General features: G+C 67.0%; 11 protein-coding genes. All 11 read left to right on the top strand.

Annotation, left to right across the window (positions count from 1 at the left end):
- Window positions 1-22: 22 nt before the first annotated feature.
- The 11 genes from AC1MCA_RS03705 (at window position 23) to AC1MCA_RS03655 (ending at window position 17,971) form a co-directional block, all read left to right on the top strand.
- Complete coding sequence (locus tag AC1MCA_RS03705; RefSeq protein WP_131682023.1) at window positions 23-994, top strand: AAA family ATPase; 972 nt, start codon at window positions 23-25, stop codon at window positions 992-994.
- A 54-nt stretch (window positions 995-1,048) separates the two neighbouring features.
- Window positions 1,049-2,380 carry a DUF58 domain-containing protein gene (locus AC1MCA_RS03700; protein WP_479801308.1) on the top strand — a complete coding sequence of 444 codons (1,332 nt, stop codon included), beginning with the start codon at window positions 1,049-1,051 and terminating at the stop codon, window positions 2,378-2,380.
- Window positions 2,377-4,983, top strand: a complete 2,607-nt coding sequence (locus AC1MCA_RS03695; protein WP_479801306.1) for a transglutaminase TgpA family protein — start codon at window positions 2,377-2,379, stop codon at window positions 4,981-4,983. The genes AC1MCA_RS03700 and AC1MCA_RS03695 overlap by 4 nt, the downstream gene beginning before the upstream one ends.
- Window positions 4,984-5,201: 218 nt before the next feature.
- Window positions 5,202-6,674, top strand: coding sequence for an RDD family protein (locus tag AC1MCA_RS03690; RefSeq protein WP_479801304.1), 1,473 nt, complete (start codon window positions 5,202-5,204; stop codon window positions 6,672-6,674).
- Window positions 6,671-7,573, top strand: coding sequence for a PP2C family protein-serine/threonine phosphatase (locus AC1MCA_RS03685; RefSeq protein ID WP_479801302.1), 903 nt, complete (start codon window positions 6,671-6,673; stop codon window positions 7,571-7,573). Before AC1MCA_RS03690 ends, AC1MCA_RS03685 begins: the two co-directional genes overlap by 4 nt.
- Window positions 7,560-9,686 carry an FHA domain-containing protein gene (locus AC1MCA_RS03680; RefSeq protein ID WP_479801300.1) on the top strand — a complete coding sequence of 709 codons (2,127 nt, stop codon included), beginning with the start codon at window positions 7,560-7,562 and terminating at the stop codon, window positions 9,684-9,686. The genes AC1MCA_RS03685 and AC1MCA_RS03680 overlap by 14 nt, the downstream gene beginning before the upstream one ends.
- The gene (locus AC1MCA_RS03675) at window positions 9,683-11,470 is read left to right on the top strand and encodes a serine/threonine-protein kinase (RefSeq protein ID WP_479801298.1); all 1,788 of its coding nucleotides are present in this window, start codon (window positions 9,683-9,685) and stop codon (window positions 11,468-11,470) included. Before AC1MCA_RS03680 ends, AC1MCA_RS03675 begins: the two co-directional genes overlap by 4 nt.
- A gap of 81 nt (window positions 11,471-11,551) precedes the next feature.
- The gene (locus AC1MCA_RS03670) at window positions 11,552-12,256 is read left to right on the top strand and encodes a hypothetical protein (protein WP_131682018.1); all 705 of its coding nucleotides are present in this window, start codon (window positions 11,552-11,554) and stop codon (window positions 12,254-12,256) included.
- Window positions 12,253-16,698: an FtsK/SpoIIIE domain-containing protein gene (locus AC1MCA_RS03665; protein ID WP_479801296.1), complete on the top strand. Its 4,446-nt coding sequence runs from the start codon at window positions 12,253-12,255 to the stop codon at window positions 16,696-16,698. Before AC1MCA_RS03670 ends, AC1MCA_RS03665 begins: the two co-directional genes overlap by 4 nt.
- 122 nt (window positions 16,699-16,820) lie before the next feature.
- Entirely contained in the window at window positions 16,821-17,414 is a 594-nt protein-coding gene (locus tag AC1MCA_RS03660; RefSeq protein WP_479801294.1) for a hypothetical protein, read from the top strand.
- Between the two features lie 293 nt (window positions 17,415-17,707).
- A complete protein-coding gene (locus AC1MCA_RS03655) occupies window positions 17,708-17,971 on the top strand; it encodes a WXG100 family type VII secretion target (protein ID WP_108598805.1) in 264 nt (87 codons plus the stop codon).
- The last annotated feature ends 109 nt before the right edge of the window (window positions 17,972-18,080 follow it).

Below are 18,080 nucleotides of genomic sequence, written 5' to 3'. Positions count from 1 at the left end.
CCCGAACAAAAGGATCCACTCCATGACCATGACCACCGAGCAGGCCGAATGGTTTGCAGGCACTTTCGAGAAACTCGTCGCCAACGTGGGGCAGGCGGTGCTGGGCAAGGAACATGTCATCAGGCTGACCTTCACCGCGATGCTGGCCGAGGGGCACGTGCTGTTTGAGGATGCTCCCGGCACCGGCAAGACCATGCTGGCGCGTGCGATGGCGGCCACCGTTCAGGGCTCGAACAACCGTATCCAGTTCACCCCTGACCTGCTGCCCTCGGACGTCACCGGCGTCACCATCTATGACCAGAAGACGCAGAAGTTCGAGTTCCACAAGGGCCCGATCTTCAACAACATCGTCCTGGCTGATGAAATCAACCGTGCCTCGCCTAAGACGCAGTCGGCGCTGCTGGAGGTCATGGAGGAGTCCCGGGTCACCGTGGACGGCGTCACCTACGAGGCCGGCCGGCCCTTTATGGTGATGGCCACGCAGAACCCGATCGAGCAGGCGGGCACCTACCGGTTGCCTGAGGCGCAGCTGGACCGCTTCCTGATCAAGACCTCCATCGGTTATCCGGACCACGCTTCCACGGTCCGGCTGCTGGGCGGCTCCAACCTGAAGGACCGCTCCAAGGAGCTCTCCGCCGTGATCACCACCCAGGCCGTCGCGGACATGGCTGACCTGGCCGCAACAGTTCACGTGGACACTGCGGTGCTCGAGTACATCTCCCGGCTCTGCGAGGAGACCCGCAACGCGCCCGAGTCCCGGCTGGGTGTCTCCGTCCGCGGCGCCATCGCCATGGTCCGGGCCGCCAAGGTGTGGGCAGCGGGCCAGGGACGGAACTTTGTCCTGCCGGACGACGTCAAGGAACTCGCGCCGGTTGTTTGGACCCACCGCTTCGTGATGGACCCGGAGGCCGAGTTCTCCGGCGCCACCCCGGAGGCCGTCCTCGCCCGGGTCCTCTCCGACGTCGCCGCACCGCAGCAGCGCGCCAACGCCTGACGGTCCCTGCGGACCTGACGACAACCACCGACCAGCGCAAACAAAGGCACCTCTATGTCCAGCAGCACACCGTTGACTCGGCTTGCTGACCTGCTTCGGCAACCCTTCCACCGGGACGGCCGGCCAACCCGGCTGCACCCCTCGGCTGTCTGGGCCGAGGCCACAAGCACCGCAGCCCTCGCCCTGACTCCGGCGTGGCAGAAAATCCGCAGCCTCTGGCTGCGCTTCGTATGGCCGGTGGTCTCAGTGGTCAGCGTCCTGGGCTGGTCGGTCCTTGCCGCGTCCATCCTGCTGTGGAGCTTCGGCCAGGCGTTCGGGTGGCAGGAGGCGAAGGCCGCGGCGATCTCCGCGTTCGTCCTCTTCCTCATCGCCATCGGATTCATCATGGGCCGCTCCTCGTACGGTGTGATCCTGGACCTGGCCCGGACCCGGGTGGCCGTGGGCGACAGTGCAGTGGGCAGCATTTCCGTTTCCAACACCTCAACCCGCCCGCTCCTGCCGGCCGCGCTGGAACTGCCGGTGGGCAACGCCACCGCGATCTTCCACCTGCCCAGGATGAAGCCCCAGCAGGTGCATGAGGATCTCTTTACCATCCCCACAGCCCGCCGTGCCGTCATCGTGGTGGGACCGGTCCGCTCCGTCCGGGCAGACCCGCTGCACCTGCTCCGTCGCCAGGTCATGTGGACTGAGCCGGAGGACCTCTTTGTGCACCCGCGCACCGTTGCCCTGGCCGGTTCCGCGGCCGGCTTCATCCGCGACCTTGAGGGCATGCCCACCACGGACCTCTCCAGCGCCGACGTTTCCTTCCACGCCCTGCGCGACTACGTACCGGGCGATGACCGGCGGCACATCCACTGGAAGACCACGGCACGGACCAACAAGCTGATGGTGCGACAGTTTGAGGAAACCCGGCGCGCCCACCTCGCCATCTCGCTGTCCATCAACACCGACGAATACGAGTCAGAGCAGGAATTCGAAATGGCCATCTCGGCTGCCGCGTCCATCGGACGGCAGGCCATCCGGGAACAGCGCGAGCTGGACGTCCTGACCCAGAAGGGGCCGCTTCGCTGCGAAACCGGCAGGAACATGCTGGACGACATGACACGGATCGTCGGGGCACCCATGCGGCGGACCGCCGTCGACCTCGCCCGCACCTTGGCAGATACGGTTCCCAACGCGTCGGTGGTTTTCTTTGTGGTGGGCAGCAATGTCACCCCCGCCCAGCTCAGGTCAGCTGCGGCATCCGTGCCGCCCGGAGTCCGCAGCCTGGCTGTCCGCCTCCAGATGGGGGCCGCACCCACGCGCGCCAACATCGCAGACCTCACGGTGCTGACTCTCGGCGACCTCGCCGACCTGGCCATCGTCCTCAGAAAGGCCGCCGCATGAGCGCCCAACCGGGCCTCCGGCCCCGCCAGCAGCAGCGACAGACTGAATCGGCGTTTGCCGACGGCCAACCGGTCTGGCACTTTGTGCTCGACGCCGGCGCCCTCACCCTCCTGCTGGGGCTGGGTCTGCTCGCCTTCAGCCTCAGCTACGGCGGTGACCCGTACTACCTGATCTCGGGCTTCGGCGGAATTGTCCTGGGGCTGGGCATCGCTGCCGCCAACGCGCACCTCCGTCTGGGGCTGCTGATCACCTCGGCGATCACACTGGGGGCGTACCTGCTGTTCGGCACGGCGCTGGCTGTTCCCGACACGGCAGTGGCCGGCTTCCTGCCGAGCCTTGATTCCCTTAGGACCCTGCTCCTGGGCGTCGTCTTCGCCTGGAAGGACATGCTCACCGTCGGGGTGCCGGTGGGGTCAGCGGGCGGCGTTCTCATCGTGCCGTTCCTCAGCTCCCTGCTGACGGCCCTGGTGGCCGGCGTCCTCACCTGGCGTCTCAAAACCCCCTACTGGCCGCTGCTGCCGGTGCTGGCATTGTTCGTCACCGGCATTGCCTTCAGCACCAACGCCGCCTTCCTCACGGTGGAGCGCGGCATCGGGCTCACCGTTGTTGCCATCGCCTGGGCAACCTTCCGCCGCGACGCGCTGCGGCGCAGCGACACCCGTAAGGTCGCCGTCAACAGCCCCCTGACTGATACGGCTACCGCCCAAAAGGCCCGGCTGCGCAGGCTCGGCACCGCAGCCGCCGTCATCGCCGCCAGCGTGGCCATCACGTCACTCGCCGCGCCCCTGGTGACCGCCAGCTCCGACCGCAAGGTCCTGCGCAACGTGGTGGTCCCGCCGTTTGATCCCAAGGCCTACATCACCCCACTGGCCAGCTTCCGGACGTTCGTCAAGGACAAGAAAGACGACACACTGTTCGTGGTCAAGGGCCTGCCGCGCGATGCCCGGGTCCGGCTGGGCGCCCTTGATACCTTCAATGGCACCAACTACAACATGGACCCCAACGGCTCCGGCAGCTTCAGCAAGGTCGGCGACACGGAGTCCATCAACACCCTGGCCGACACGTCAAGCGTGGTGCCCACCAACGACTACTCCATCGGCATCACCATCGAGGACTACCAGGGGTACTTCGTCCCGGGCGGCAGGAAGACCACCGGCCTGGCCTTTGACCAGAGTGCCTCTGCCGCGGCCTCGGGCCTGTACTTCAACGCAGGGACGGACACTGCAGTGACCACCAAGGGCCTGTCCAAAGGTGATTCGTACAGTGTCCAGGTCTCGGATCCGGTCAAGCTCGAGCACGGGCAGCTGACCCAGTACGACTTCGCAAAGATCACCCTGCCGGACGCGGTTGAAGTCCCGCCGGTGGTGGGTTCCCAGGCCAACGACCTCTCGGCCGATGCCCCCACCGCGATCGACCGGGTGCGCCAGATCGAAGCACACTTCCAAAAGACCGGAGCCTTCAGCAACGGGCTCGTCACCGAAGGGCAGCTGCCCAGCGTCTCCGGCCACAGCTCATCGCGGATCCGGAACCTGCTGACCGCCAAGCAGATGCTGGGCGATGACGAGCAGTACGCCGTGTCCATGTCGCTGATGCTCCGCCACCTCGGGATACCGTCACGGGTGGTGATGGGGTTCTACCCCGAGCCGACGAGTCCCGAGAACGGCGCCGGCGAAGTGAAGATCACCGGCAAGGACGTCCACGCCTGGGTGGAAGTGGCCTTCGACCGGGTGGGCTGGGTCAGCTTCGACCCCACCCCGCCCAAGGACAACATCCCCATCCCGCCGGACCCGGAAAACAAGTCCAAGCCCAAGCCCCAGGTGCTCCAGCCGCCGCCCCCGCCGCAGGAGCCGGCCGACCTGCCGCCGGATTCCTCGCCGGATGCGCTGGACGCTGACCAGAAGAAGAACAATCCCTGGCTGTTCTGGGGTGCGCTGCTGGGGGCGCTGGGCATTGCCCTCATTCCGATCGCCATCCTGGCGCTGCCGCTGCTGCTCATCGCGCTGCTCAAATCACGTCGCCGGAAGGCGCGCTTCACGGACGGGCACCCTGCGCAACGTGTGGGTGGCGGCTGGAATGAAGTCCTGAGCCTGGCCACGGACATGGGGGCTGGAATCGATGCGCGGTCAACCCGGCGCGAGAGTGCTGCTGTGGTGGCCGATGCGTTCCCGGCGTCAGGGCAGACCACCACCATGCTCGCGCACCGGGCCGATGCCTCGATCTTCGGCGCGGGCCAGCCGAGCGAGGAGGAAGTCCGGGCGTACTGGGAGATCGTGGACGGTTCGCTGAAGGAAATGACCGGGACCGTGGGCTTCTGGCGCCGCCAGCAGGCCCGGTTCTCGCCCCGGTCGCTGCTTGCCGATGGCCGCAACGCCCTCAAACTGCGCGGTGCCCGGCCCGGGCTGGGACCACTGGCGGCGTCCCGGAAGGGGTCCACGGCGCAACCCCCCTCCAGCGGTAGGGTGGAGACCGGCCCGGACACCTCCGGCAGCCCTGGTCCGGTAGTTCAGGAAAACGGACCCGCGACGACGGCGGCGGCGGCCTCCGAGGCTGATGAGTCCACCGTTCTACGGAACCCCGGCAGGAAGAAACACACTGAATCATGACGTACGAGGCCGAGCGCTGCCAGCGGTGCCAGCAACTGATCCGCGGTGGCGCAACGTTCTGCACGGCCTGCGGGGCTCCGCTGCCGAACAGGTCCGCCCGCAGCGGGCGCAATGTGGATCACGCCCAGCGGGCCCTGATGGATCGGGCGGCGGAGCAGCAGCTCCAGATACCCGGTACTATCCCGGTAGTACAAAACGCTCCAGGGGGAGGAACGGGAATGGCAGCCAATCTTGAGCTTGTACCGGCCACGGCCGGGAAGCGGCTTGGCGCCGCCGTGCTCGACTGGCTGGCTCCGGTGGCCGTGCTGGTGGTGACCTTCGCGATCGGCTTTGCGGGAATCACACGCACCCAAAGCGGCGGATTCATCATCTATGACACGGCGTCGCTGGTCCTGTACGGGGGCATCGGACTGGGGCTGACCCTTGTCTATCTGTTGGTCCTCATGAGCCTGGAAGGCCGCACGGGCAATACCGTGGGCAACCGGGTCATGGGAATCCGCAGCGCGGACAAGGACGGCTACGCGCCCGGTGCCGGGGGAGTGGCTCTCCGGGGCCTGATCACCGGCGCAGGCATCATCCTGTCGATCCTGGCCGCCGTTGCCGTCATCATCTTCCAATGGTTCGACATCGCCATGTTCATCCTGGCTCCGCTGGTTTTGATCGGTGCGGTCTGGGCAGTCGTGGTAGTGGTTTCGAACACCTGGGACTCCAACGGCAGGCTCCGTGGCTGGCACGACTCCGTGGCCAAGACCCTCATGTTCGATGTGAAGGCAGGCCGTAACCCCATCACCTCGGGCGGGATCCAGGGTCCCTACAGTTTCGCCCCCCTTGATCTGCCCCCCGTCCGGCAGGTTGCCTCGCCCGTGGCGGGTGCCGTTCGGGTAAATCACGTGCCGGCAAATCAGGGGCAGGTCAGTCAAGCACAGGTGAACCAGGCACCGGTCAGCCCGACGCCGGCGAACCAGTCTTCTGCGACGCCGGCGGTACTGCCCTACCAGGGAGAGCCGCCACGGCGGCCGGGCGCAGCCCAGCAGCCGGCACCGGTGCAGCCTTATGCACCTGTCCCGCCGGCACACCAACAGCCCCACCCTGCGACGCAGGCCCATCCTGCGACCCAGCCGAACCACCCTGCCCAGCCGTACGCCGCGACGCAGCCTTACGCGGCGCCGCCGTCGGCGTTCACCCCGCCGCCGGCCCCTGGCTACCAGGTTCCGAACGCGCCCGCAGCCCCGGTGGTTCAGCCCGGCCCATCCCAGGCCTTCCAGTCCCAGCCGGCAGCCACCCAGCCAGCCCCCTCCCATCCGGACGATGACCACGACCGCACGCAGATGCGTGGCGGTGCGGCTTATTCGGCGCCGGTGGCCGTGCTGCGGATCAAGCTCGACGACGGCCGGGACTTCCAGCTCGACCGCAGTGTCCTGGTGGGCCGGAACCCGGTTGGCCAGGCAGGGGAGCAGCAGTCGCAGGTCCTGGCCATTGCCGACCCCGGACGCTCGATTTCCAAGACGCACCTCCACCTGCTGACCGATGGTGCGGGCATCTGGGTCACCGACCGTAACTCCACCAACGGCAGCGCCGTCACCACCCCGGATGGCCAGCGGACGCCGCTGCAGCCGGGCGTACCCGCCTTTGTCAGCCCGGGATCCACTGTCCATTTTGGTGACCGCTCCTTCCACCTAGGACAGGCATGAATTCACAACCGGACAGCGTCTCCACTGACGATGACCACGCCTCCGGCCTCAGCCTGAGTTACGGCTACGGGACGGACCGCGGCCTGCGGCGGGAGCTGAATGAAGACTCCTTCATTGCCTCCGATCCCGTGTTCGCTGTGGCTGACGGCATGGGCGGGCACGAGGCAGGGGAGATCGCCAGCGGGATGTGCGTCCGGGCCCTGGCCGCCATGCCGCAGCTCGCCACCGGAGAGCGTTCCGTTACAGCCTCCGTCCTCCAGCAGTACCTGCTTCGCGCCGACAGCTCCATCAGGGAAGTGACCGGTGCCCGCGCCGGGACCACCCTCACCGGCGCCGTCGTCGTCGAACAAATGGGAATGCCCTACTGGCTGGTGATGAACATCGGTGATTCGCGCACCTACCGGCTGAGCCAGGGCAACTTCGCCCAGGTCAGTGTGGATCACTCAGAGGTCCAGGAACTCGTGGATGCCGGCGAAATCACGCCTGAGCAGGCCGCCGTCCATCCCCGCCGCCACGTGGTGACGCGGGCCCTGGGAACCGGCGACGAGACCGAGGCCGATTACTGGCTGTTGCCGGTTGAGGAAGGCGACCGGATCCTCGTCTGCTCGGACGGCCTGAACGCTGAGCTGACGGACGAGCACATTTTCCGCATCCTCAGCACGGTGGGCCACCCGCAGGACGCGGTGGATGCCCTGATCCAGGCAGCGCTGCGCAACGGCGGGCGGGACAACGTGACCGTCATTGTGATTGACGCCAAGAACGTGATGAACGACGCCGGCATCGCCGTCACTGCGCCCCGCCGCACCGCGGATGCCGAACAGGAAGTCACGCTGCCCCGGGCACAGATCGTCGACGCCAGCAGGCCGGCAGACCAGGAAGACGAAAATGGGGAGCACTGACATGGCCGCCGCCAGCTACACCTCCGGTACCTGGCTTGGTGTGATCCGGTCAGGCACAGCTGTCCTGCTGGGACCCGGGTCCTCGCCGGAGCTCGCCCAGTCGTTGTGGGAGCTGCTGGGGACGACCCCGGAAGTCCATGAAGTGCTGCATGCAGTAACCAGCGGCTTCGGAGTGTCGCTGGCGCAGATCCCGTCGTTCGGGATCGTTGATTTCCACGGATCCCTCCGCGTTTTCCTCCGCGGTGACCTCGACCTGACCGTCCAGTTGGCGTCAGGTTCCGTGGAACTGAACGGGCGGGACGTCACCACCTGGACGGAGCGCCGCCTCGCCGCTCCGAAGGCGTACGTCCTCACTGTCGCCGGCGATGCCCGGCCGGGCACCGTCCTGCCGTTGGGGGAGGGCGTGGTGCTGCTCCAGTCGTTGACGGTGGCACTTGCCGGCCCCGCTGCCGAAGCAGCCGCCTCGGATCCGGCCACCGCCGCGCAAGTGCCTGAGCCTGCTGTGGCTGGACCGGCTGTGGCTGGGCCGGCTGTGACTGCCGCCGTTGTGGGGGAGACAGAGACTGCCTCGGGGCTCTACGAAACGTACTCAGAGGCGGTCGTTGAGCACGGACCTGAAGAAGAAGTGGCACCTGAAGCCGTGTCCGGACTTGGAGTTCCACTTGGTACTGGCGTTGCATCCGGCCCTGACGCTGCGGCCGCCCGTGGCACTGCCCTGGGGGCCGGACCCGGGCCGGAGCATGAATCTGGGCCGGTGCTTGCATCAGAACCTGAGCCGGCAGCGGGACCGGGCGGCAGCCGCACTGAAGACAGTGACCGGGAGGTCTCGGCCGAGACGGTCATGGGCGTGATGGACGAGGACCACGATGCCACGGACAGCCCGGACAATCAGGACAAGGCGGGCCACCCGGAAAACCCGGAAGGCCCGGAGCCTTCGCAGCCCGAAGCTCCCGCATCCTTTGCCGGCCAGGTTCCTGCCCACGAACTGACGGGCAGCGACCAGGTTCCTGCCCACGAACTGACGGGCAGCTATGACCACCTGTGGGAAAAGACCGTCGTCCGCCGCATCGAGGACGCGGCTGTCCGCGACGAGCCGGAGGAAGAAGACCCGGCGTACGCGGCGATGCCGACGGCAGAGAACCAGTCAGTAGAGAACCAGCCAGCAGAGAACCAGCCAGCGGAAAACCAGTCAGCACAAATTGCGCAGGCAGAGCCGCAGGCAAGCGGGTCCGGGTCCGGAGCGGCGGACAAATCCGCGGCAAGTGGCTCAGAGCCGGGCGGTCCGGCGGCCGCCCAAGCCTTCAGCGGTTTCTCCATGGCCCCAATGCCTGATCAGTCGGGTCCACGGCCGGCACCGCGCCCTGAGCCGGCGGTCGCACCAAGCCCCGGCGGACTGATCGATTCGGTACCGTGGCGGACCGGCGGGACCAGTTCCTCCGCTGTCCAGCCGCCGTCGCCGTTCAACCCGCCGGCGCCCGCAGCGCCAACTTCTGCCTCAATTCCAACGCCGGTCCCGGGAAATGCACACATTTCCGGGCAGGCCGCTGGTCCGGCCGACTTTGACCCGGACCATGACGGCGAGACCATCATGAAAAGCGACCTCGCCGGAGTCTCCGCGCGTCCCGCGCCGGTGCGGGAGCCCGATGCCGCCGTTGGACCCTTGGTACTGGCCCGTGTCTGCGAACGCGGGCACGCCAACCCGCCAACGCACGCGCAGTGCGCGCTCTGCCGCTCGCCGCTGCCTGCCGACGCCGTGCAGGTGGCGCGGCCGCGGCTGGGCCGGATGCGGGTATCCACCGGCGAACTGGTGGACCTGGACCAGTCCCTGGTGATCGGGCGCCAGCCTTCCGTTTCCCGCGTCCAGGGCGGCGGGATGCCGCGGCTCGTTCAGGTCGCAAGCCCGAGCGGCGACATTTCACGGTCGCACGTTGAGGTCAGGCTTGAGGGCTGGCATGTGATGCTCTGTGACCTCAAGGCCACGAACGGGACAGTCCTGGTGCGCGAGGGGCAGCAGCCCCGCCGCCTGGCCCAGAACGAAATGGCCATCCTGCTGGACGGCGACATCGCCGAACTGGGAGACGACATCTCGTTGCGTTTTGAGGAGATTCTTTGAGTTCCAAACGGCCGATCGCGCCGCCGCCCCCTATCCCGGGGTTCACGTACATCAGCCTGCTCGGCTCCGGCGGGTTCTCCGACGTCTATCTCTATGAGCAGGACCGGCCGCGCCGGAAGGTGGCAGTGAAGGTCCTGCTGTCGGACCTCAAGACCGAGGGTGCCCGGCGAAGGTTCGAGTCCGAAGCGAACCTGATGGCCCAGCTGTCCTCCCACCCGTACATCGTGACGATCTACGAGGCCGAGGTGACTGACGCCGGCCACTCCTACCTGGCGATGGAATACTGTTCGCGGCCCAGCCTCGACGTCAGGTACCGACGCCAGCGCTTCAGCGTCGACGAGGTCCTGGCCGTAGGGATCCAAGTGGCCTCCGCCGTGGAAACCGCGCACCGCGCCGGCATCGCCCACCGCGACATCAAGCCGGCAAACATCCTGGTGACGGATTACAACAGGCCCGCCCTGACGGACTTCGGTATCTCAGGAACCTTGGGGGACACAGCGGACGAGGACGCCGGGATGTCCATCCCGTGGTCGCCGCCGGAGCAGTTTGCCGACGGCCCGGTGGACGGCATCATGGTGGACGTCTGGGCCCTGGGTGCGACCCTGTACACCCTGCTGGCCGGGAGGTCCCCATTTGTTATGCCGGGCAGCGATAATTCCCAGCGTGAACTGATTTCACGGATCACGAACTCGCCCCTGCCACGGCTGGGCCGGGCGGACGTCCCGGATTCGCTCGAACGCGCACTGTCCACCGCAATGGCGAAATCCGCTGCGTCCCGGTACTCCTCGGCGCATGCGTTCGCCCTTGCCCTGCAGCGGATCCAGGCCGAACTGAACCTGTCTGTCACTCCTTTTGAGGTCCTTGAAGAACCCCATCAGGATGACAGCCACCCGGACGACGGCTTCGAGGAAACCCGCGTCCGGAGCATCGCGGCCATCGATCCCGAGCGCACCGGCAGTGCGCCCACTTTCCCGGCACGCACCCGGCCGCAGGGCCCCGGTCACGGCGCGCCGCCGTCGGGCTTTCCGCCGTCGGGTCTTCCGCCGGCCCCGGTGCAGCCGGCGGGGGCTCAGCCGCAAGTGCCGGGCAACCTTTTCGCCCGTCAGCAGTCCGGGGACCAACCCGGCGCGAACCCGGCGGGTGAGTGGGCCCATGCCACCATGCTGCGGGGGAGTGCCCCCGCCGCCACGGAGTACGGCACACCCCAGGATGCCACCGTGCAGCGCCCGGGCCTCCTTTCCCCGCAGGTGGGCCAGGGGCCCTCCGGCCGGGCAGGCTCGGCAGAACCCGCGATCGACGCGACGGTCAGCCGCCCCGCGCCTGTCAGGGAAACCGCCCCTGAAGAGGCAACTGACCACGGCAAACGGAATCTGTGGCTCGCCATCGCCGGCGGGACCCTGCTGGTCCTCGCCGTGGTCGTGGGAATCGTGCTGGCAACCTCCGCACCCGCACCAAAGGTTGCCCCCACAACTGAGATCAGCAAACCTCCGGCGGACGCCCTGGATAACGGCACCGTCCCCGACGTCGCAGACCTGGCAGGCACCGTGGACGCCACCGGCAAGGCGACATTCACCTGGACCAACCCGCAGCCAAAAGCCGGTGACAGCTACAAATGGCGGGTCTATGCCGTCGGTGGCAGCGGTGAGTACCAGTCCACCCCGGATCCGGTGGCCCAGGTGGCGCTGAATCCCACTGAGCCCACCTGCATCCAGGTGATGCTCGTCAGGACCGACGGCATGTTCTCGCCACTGGAAGAAGATTCGATCGCCTGCATCCGCAAGTGATCGCCTGGATCCGTCAGTGATCGCAGGCATACGCATCAACGCTGGCTAACGTGGGCCAGGCCCAACGAGGAGGCACGGAAAATGGGGGATCTAGCAATAGATTTCTGTGGTGAATGGTACGAACCGTCCGATGAGGAAATCTTCAACATCGGCCGCGAAGGCGACCTCGAGGTGGATGACAACCCTTACCTTCACCGTCAGTTCCTGCAGGTAGCCCGCTACGACGGGATCTGGTGGCTCAGCAACGTGGGCAGGATGCTCTCCGCCACGGTCGCGGACGGCTCCGGGGGCATGCAGGCATGGTTGTCGCCCGGTGCACGCATTCCCCTGGTGTTCAGCCACACGAATGTCATCTTTACTGCGGGCCCCACCACGTACGAGTTCGCCGTGCACCTGAAGACGCCTTCCTTCCGTCAGGAATCACGCGAAGACGACAGCAACGGGGAAACCACCATCGGCCCGGTGGTCTTCACGGATTCCCAGCGGGCACTCATCGTGGCGCTCGCCGAACCCATGCTGCGCCGCGAAGGGACCGGCTTCAGCGCCATCCCGTCCTCGGCCGCAGCAGCCAAGACCCTGGGGTGGGCCCTGACCCGCTTTAACCGGAAGCTGGACAACGTCTGCGACAAACTCGACAGGGTAGGCGTGGTGGGGCTGCGCGGCGGCGGCGGAAAGCTGGCCACCAACCGTCGTGCGAGGCTGGTCGAACACGCCGTCACCTCGCACCTGGTCACCGCGGACGATTTGTACTTGCTCGAAAAGATGAGGGGCGTGGACGAAGGATGAGGATCCGGCTGACACTCCGCCGGGATCCGGCGGAAACCAAGGACCTGGCCGTCACGGTCGACGGACTGGCCACGGTGGCGGACATCGCCACCCAACTGTGGGCCGCCGATCCCGACCGGAAGGGATCGGCCGCTCCGGAGAACCTTTCGTTGCGGATCGACGAGGCATTTGTGGCCGGCGGAATGCGCGGCAACATCCTGACCCGCACGGACAACCTCCTCGAATCGGGCCTGCGCCCGGGCTCCGTTGTTTCCTTGACCGAGGTCAGCGAACTCTTCAACGCCCCCGGCGCCAACCGCGGTCCCGCCGCTGCCACCCTGCGGATCCTTTCAGGGCCCGACGTCGGCCAGGAATTTTCGCTGCCCTCCGGCACCAGCTACATCGGCCGGGACCGGGACGTTGACATCCGCCTCTCGGACCCGATGACGTCCAAGCGCCATGCGCGCATCACCGTCGGCGAGGTCGTGGAAATCGTTGACACCAACTCGGCCAACGGGCTGCTGATGGACGGCCTCCCCGTCACCCGGGCAACGCTGAACTCCTCGGACACGGTGACCTTGGGGGACACCACGCTCACAGTGGTTCCGCTGGGCCGCAACCACGGGGCGGCACCGACGTCGCCGCTTGTCGATTTCAACCGCTCCCCGCGGGTGGTTCCCCGCTTCGATGCGCCCAAGCGCGTACCGCCGGCCGGGCCCAAAAGGCCTGACCACCAGGCTTTCCCGTACCTGATGCTGATGGCCCCGCTCCTGATGGGCGGGGTGATGTTCGCCATCACCCGGAACGTGTTGTCCGTGGTTTTCATGATGATGATGCCGCTGTTCATCGTGGGGCACTACGTGGACCACAAGATGCAGACCAGGCGCCAGCAGAAGGAACAGCTCAAGCACTTCCGTGAATCCATGGCGGCTTTCCGCCAGGACATCACCGAACTGCAGCATGTGGAACGCGCGGTACGCCTGCAGGAAGCCCCGTCAGTCAGCGACACCGTGGATTCCATCTACAAGCTGGGCCCGCTCCTGTGGACGCACCGCCCCGAGCACGTCGGCTTCCTGGGCCTCCGGTTCGGGCTCGGTACCAGCCCGTCCCGCATTATCTTCGATGAACCCGCCAGCAACGACACCGAAGTTGAGTACATGCGGGAGATCCAGGACTGCCTGAAGCAGTTCCGGGACATCGAAGGCGTCCCGGTGGTTTCCCAGCTGCGGGCCGCGGGGTCCTTCGGGGTTGCCGGGGCACGCGGCCTCGTGGACGACGTCGCGCGCGGCATGGTGCTGCAGTTCGTGGGACTGCACTCACCGGCGGAAGCCGTGGTGACTGCCATCACCTCGGCCCAGTCCCGGCAGCGCTGGGACTGGCTGCAGTGGCTGCCGCACGTTGGCTCCGGCCACAGCCCTCTCGCCGGCGACCACCTTGCCGCCGGCTCCGCCGGCGGATCCGCCCTGCTGGCCAGGCTCGAGGACCTGCTCGACGCCAGGGAGGCGATGGCCGGGCGTTCTGCCCCCGAACCGAGGGCAGCCCTGAACCCTGCCAAGGATGAGCTTCCGGCGCCAGTGCTGCCGGCCGTCCTGGTCATCGTCGAAGATGATGCCCCGGTTGACCGTGGCAGGCTGACCCGCCTCGCCGAACGGGGGCCGGATTCCGGCGTCCACGTGATGTGGGTTGCCACCGACATCCAGGCCCTCCCGGCAGCGTGCCGGGACTTTATGGTGGTGGACGGCGAGAACGGCACCACTACCGGCCAGGTCCGGCTGGGACGCCACACCTATCCCGTCAGCTGTGAAAGCCTCGACGCCGAACTGGCCGCCCAGCTCGCCAGGATGCTGGCGCCGGTGGTCGACGTCGGCAAGCCCGTCAGCGACGACTCCGACCTGCCGCGCGCAGTCTCGTACGCCACCTTGATCGGCAAGGACTTCCTGGACAATCCCCAGGCTGTCGCGGAACGCTGGGAGGAGAACAACTCCGTCCACGCCTCCGCGGTGCCCAACCGGAAGGATAACGGAACCCTGCGTGCCCTGGTGGGGTCCAAGGGCATTGAACCCCTTTACCTGGACCTGAAGAACGAGGGCCCGCACGCACTCGTGGGCGGCACCACCGGCGCCGGCAAATCCGAGTTCCTGCAGTCCTGGGTCATGGGCATGGCCGCCGCCTACAGCCCCGACAGGGTGAGCTTCCTCTTTGTCGACTACAAAGGCGGCGCGGCATTCGCCGATTGCCTGAACCTGCCCCACACTGTTGGACTGGTCACCGACCTGTCCCAGCACCTGGTCCGCCGCGCCCTGACATCCCTCCGCGCCGAACTCCACTACCGCGAACACCTGCTGAACCGGAAGAAGGCAAAGGACCTGCTGGCGCTCCAGCGCGAAGCCGATCCGGAGGCGCCGCCATACCTGATCATCGTGGTGGACGAGTTCGCTGCACTGGCCACCGAAGTACCTGAATTCGTGGACGGTGTCGTGGACGTGGCCGCCCGCGGCCGGTCCCTGGGGCTGCACCTGATCCTGGCCACGCAGCGCCCGTCCGGCGTCATCAAGGACAGCCTGCGGGCCAACACCAACCTCCGGGTTGCCCTGCGCATGGCGGACGAGGACGACGCCACCGACATCCTCGGAGTGCCTGACGCGGCCTACTTCGATCCGACCATCCCGGGCCGCGGCGCCGCAAAAACCGGCCCCGGCCGCATCCAGGGATTCCAGACCGGCTATGCCGGCGGCTGGACCACGGAGAAGCCGCAGCGTCCCCAGATCGACATTGTGGAAATGGCGTTCGGTTCCGGGCCAAGCTGGGAGGCGCCTGCCCCGGAGAAACCGGTCAAGGAAGCTCCCGCCGGCCCCAACGACATCGCCAGGATGACCACCAACATCGTGCGGGCTGCGGATTCCCTGGCCATCAGGCCGCCGCGCAAACCGTGGCTGGACGAGCTCGCCAAAACCTATGACTTCTCCAAGCTGCCCAACCCCCGCACCGACGAACGGCTGCTTCTGGGTGTGGCGGATGACCCCGCCCGCCAGGAACAGCCCACGGTCTTTTACGAGCCGGACAAAGACGGCAACATGGCCATCTACGGCACGGGCGGTTCCGGCAAGTCGGCGGCGTTGCGGGGGATTGCGATTGCCGCCGCCGTTACTCCCCGCGGCGGTCCGGTCCACATCTACGGGATCGACTGCAGTTCCTCGGGGCTGAGCATGCTCGAAGACCTGCCGCACGTGGGTGAGATCATGAGCGGCGACGACGTCGAGCGTGTGGGTCGGCTGCTGCGTATGCTCCGGGACCTGGCAGAGGAACGGTCTGCCCGGTTCGCGGACGTCAGGGCGTCAACCATCGGCGAATACCGGACCCTAGCCGACCGTCCGGATGAGAAACGCATCTTTGTGCTCGTTGACGGCATGTCGGCTTTCCGCGAGACCTACGAATACAGCAGGCTGTCTGCTCTCTGGGACATCTTCCTTCAGCTCGCCACAGACGGCCGTCCCCTCGGAATCCACCTCGTGGTTACCGGGGACCGGCCCAACTCCGTCCCGGCGTCGCTGCTCGCTTCCATCCAGCGCAGGCTGGTGCTGCGGCTTTCCTCCGAGGACGATTACATGTCCTTGGACGTCCCGAAGGACGTTCTCAACAGTTCCTCGCCGCCAGGCCGTGGCCTGTTGGGCGGCCTGGAGGTCCAGCTGGCTGTCCTGGGCGGCAACTCCAACCTGGCGCTGCAGGCCCGCGAGGTCCACAAGCTCAGCCAGGCCATGCTGCGCCAGGGCCTGGAGCAGGCACCGAAAATCCAGCGGCTTCCGGAGCAGGTGGACCTGGACATGCTCCCCGCGGGAAGCCTGGATTTGCCGGTTATCGGCGTCGACGACGAAACCCTCGAGCCGGCCGGGATCATGGCCCAGGGTTCCCTGCTTCTGGCAGGGCCTCCCGGGGCAGGCCGGACGGTTGCGCTGGTCAGTCTCGCCTACGCCCTGCGCCGGTCCAATCCGGACACGGAACTGGTCTACATCGGTTCGCGCCGCTCCGCCGTGGCATCCCTCCCGGTCTGGAACCGTTCGGTGGTGGGGGCAGACGATCTGGCCGACGTCGTCGAGGACCTGATTGAGCACTCCACCGGGAATCCCGGCAAGGTGGCGATCTTCATCGAAGGCCTGACCGAGTTCACCGATTCGATCGCCGAATCGGGCGTCTCGCAGCTGGTGACGGCGTCGCTCAAGGCCGATCAGTGGGTGGTCGGCGAGTCCGAAACCTCCACCTGGTCCTCTGCCTGGTCCTTGTCGCAGCCCTTCAAATCGGGGCGCCGAGGCCTGCTGCTCAACCCGGGTGACATCGAAGGCGACAGCCTGCTGAACACGTCGTTGGGCAGGATCAGCCCGGAGTTCATTCCAGGCCGAGGCTACATCGTGGGACGTGGCAAAGCCCGGAAACTGCAGGTCGCCTTGCCACCTGAAAACAGGGACTGACAGCGGCTACGCCGGCGGGGCCGTGAATCCTGCGGGATTTGCGGCCCCGTGGCGGCTGTAGCAGACTACGGGAAACACAAGTTTGCCGCGGTGGGGGCCGCGCGCCGTCGAAAAGGTAACCCATGACCCGATCCTCCTCTGTGCTCCGCGACGTGTCCGCGTCGGTGGCCGGTACGGTGCTGGCGCTCTCGGTAGGGCTTTCGGCGGCGGTTCCTGCGCACGCCGAAACGAATGAGCCAACCCCCACGTGCCTGCTGGCCTGCGATCTGGTCCTCGTCGACGCCGATGACCAGAAGACGCCGCCCGGCAACCCCGGAAAACCGGATCCCAGGCCCACCGAGGAGCCCCCGGCGCCCGCGCCGGCCCCGCCCGCGCCCGCGCCGGCACCAGTGACCGCAGAGCCGGCCCCCGCTCCTGTTGCCACCCTCGCTCCGGAACCCGGCGATACGCCAACTGAGGAGACGGCGTCGGCCTCTCCCACCAGCACCGCAGCCAGCGTTTCGCCGTCCGCTACCGGACCCTCCACGGAATCGAACTGGAACAAACCCATCACTAAATCGGCCACACCTACCCAGGCGGCAGCCGTGTCGCGGAACGACGGCGGCGGCCTCTTCGGCAGCGCCGGACTGCTGGCCATCATGGCCGGGGTGCTGCTGGTGGGCGCTGCCGGCCTGGCGTTCGCCTGGTGGGGCCGGAACCGGTTCGCCTCACACTAAGCCGCCGCACACTAAGCCGCCGCACACTAAGCCGCCTCACACTAAGCCGCCTCACACTAAGCCGCCTCGCACTAAGCCGCCTCGTACACGGGCCCGGCTCTTGCCCTGACCCAATTCGTGTACGGGCCCGGTACTCCTCGCGCTGACTTTATGGGGAGGACTGTATGGGCAGCGGTCCCCATCGACAGTGTTTGGGGGCCGGGATAGGTTCTAGGTGATGGATCTTCCGGATGAGCCGGAGGCCGCTGGGGATGCCGACACCGTTCGGATCCAAGAAAATGAGGAGAAAACAGATGGCTATTTGGGGCGCAGATGTAGAGCAGCTCAGGACCCTCGGCACCAAGCTGCAGAACGGTGCTGACCAGATCGAGCAGCAGCGGACCAACCTGGCCCGCCTCCTGGACAGCACCACGTGGGAAGGCCCGGACGCCAAGCACTTCCGCAGCGAATGGCACGGGACCCACACCAGTGCGCTGAACCAGGTCATCCAGGCACTGAAGGACGCCGGCCAGAAGGCCACCCAGAACGCCAACGAGCAGGACCAGGCTTCACGCTAGCCAGCAGCACCCAAGCATTCACCGCAAGGGCCCGGACACACCACAGTGTCCGGGCCCTTCGGCTTTAACCTGTCTCCGGCGTCGGGGAGGGCCGATGCAGCCGGTGAAG

It is taken from the genome of Arthrobacter sp. BK1 (assembly GCF_056680055.1).
Note: the sequence above shows the minus strand (reverse complement) of the source record. Positions and strands in the feature narration are given on the sequence as shown.

Excerpts from the sequence above, each read along its gene's own strand:
- AC1MCA_RS03705 (WP_131682023.1), top strand. The coding sequence starts at position 23 with ATGACCATGACCACCGAGCAGGCCGAATGGTTTGCAGGCACTTTCGAG.
- AC1MCA_RS03700 (WP_479801308.1), top strand. The coding sequence starts at position 1,049 with ATGTCCAGCAGCACACCGTTGACTCGGCTTGCTGACCTGCTTCGGCAA.
- AC1MCA_RS03695 (WP_479801306.1), top strand. The coding sequence starts at position 2,377 with ATGAGCGCCCAACCGGGCCTCCGGCCCCGCCAGCAGCAGCGACAGACT.
- AC1MCA_RS03690 (WP_479801304.1), top strand. The coding sequence starts at position 5,202 with ATGGCAGCCAATCTTGAGCTTGTACCGGCCACGGCCGGGAAGCGGCTT.
- AC1MCA_RS03685 (WP_479801302.1), top strand. The coding sequence starts at position 6,671 with ATGAATTCACAACCGGACAGCGTCTCCACTGACGATGACCACGCCTCC.
- AC1MCA_RS03680 (WP_479801300.1), top strand. The coding sequence starts at position 7,560 with ATGGGGAGCACTGACATGGCCGCCGCCAGCTACACCTCCGGTACCTGG.
- AC1MCA_RS03670 (WP_131682018.1), top strand. The coding sequence starts at position 11,552 with ATGGGGGATCTAGCAATAGATTTCTGTGGTGAATGGTACGAACCGTCC.
- AC1MCA_RS03665 (WP_479801296.1), top strand. The coding sequence starts at position 12,253 with ATGAGGATCCGGCTGACACTCCGCCGGGATCCGGCGGAAACCAAGGAC.
- AC1MCA_RS03660 (WP_479801294.1), top strand. The coding sequence starts at position 16,821 with ATGACCCGATCCTCCTCTGTGCTCCGCGACGTGTCCGCGTCGGTGGCC.
- AC1MCA_RS03655 (WP_108598805.1), top strand. The coding sequence starts at position 17,708 with ATGGCTATTTGGGGCGCAGATGTAGAGCAGCTCAGGACCCTCGGCACC.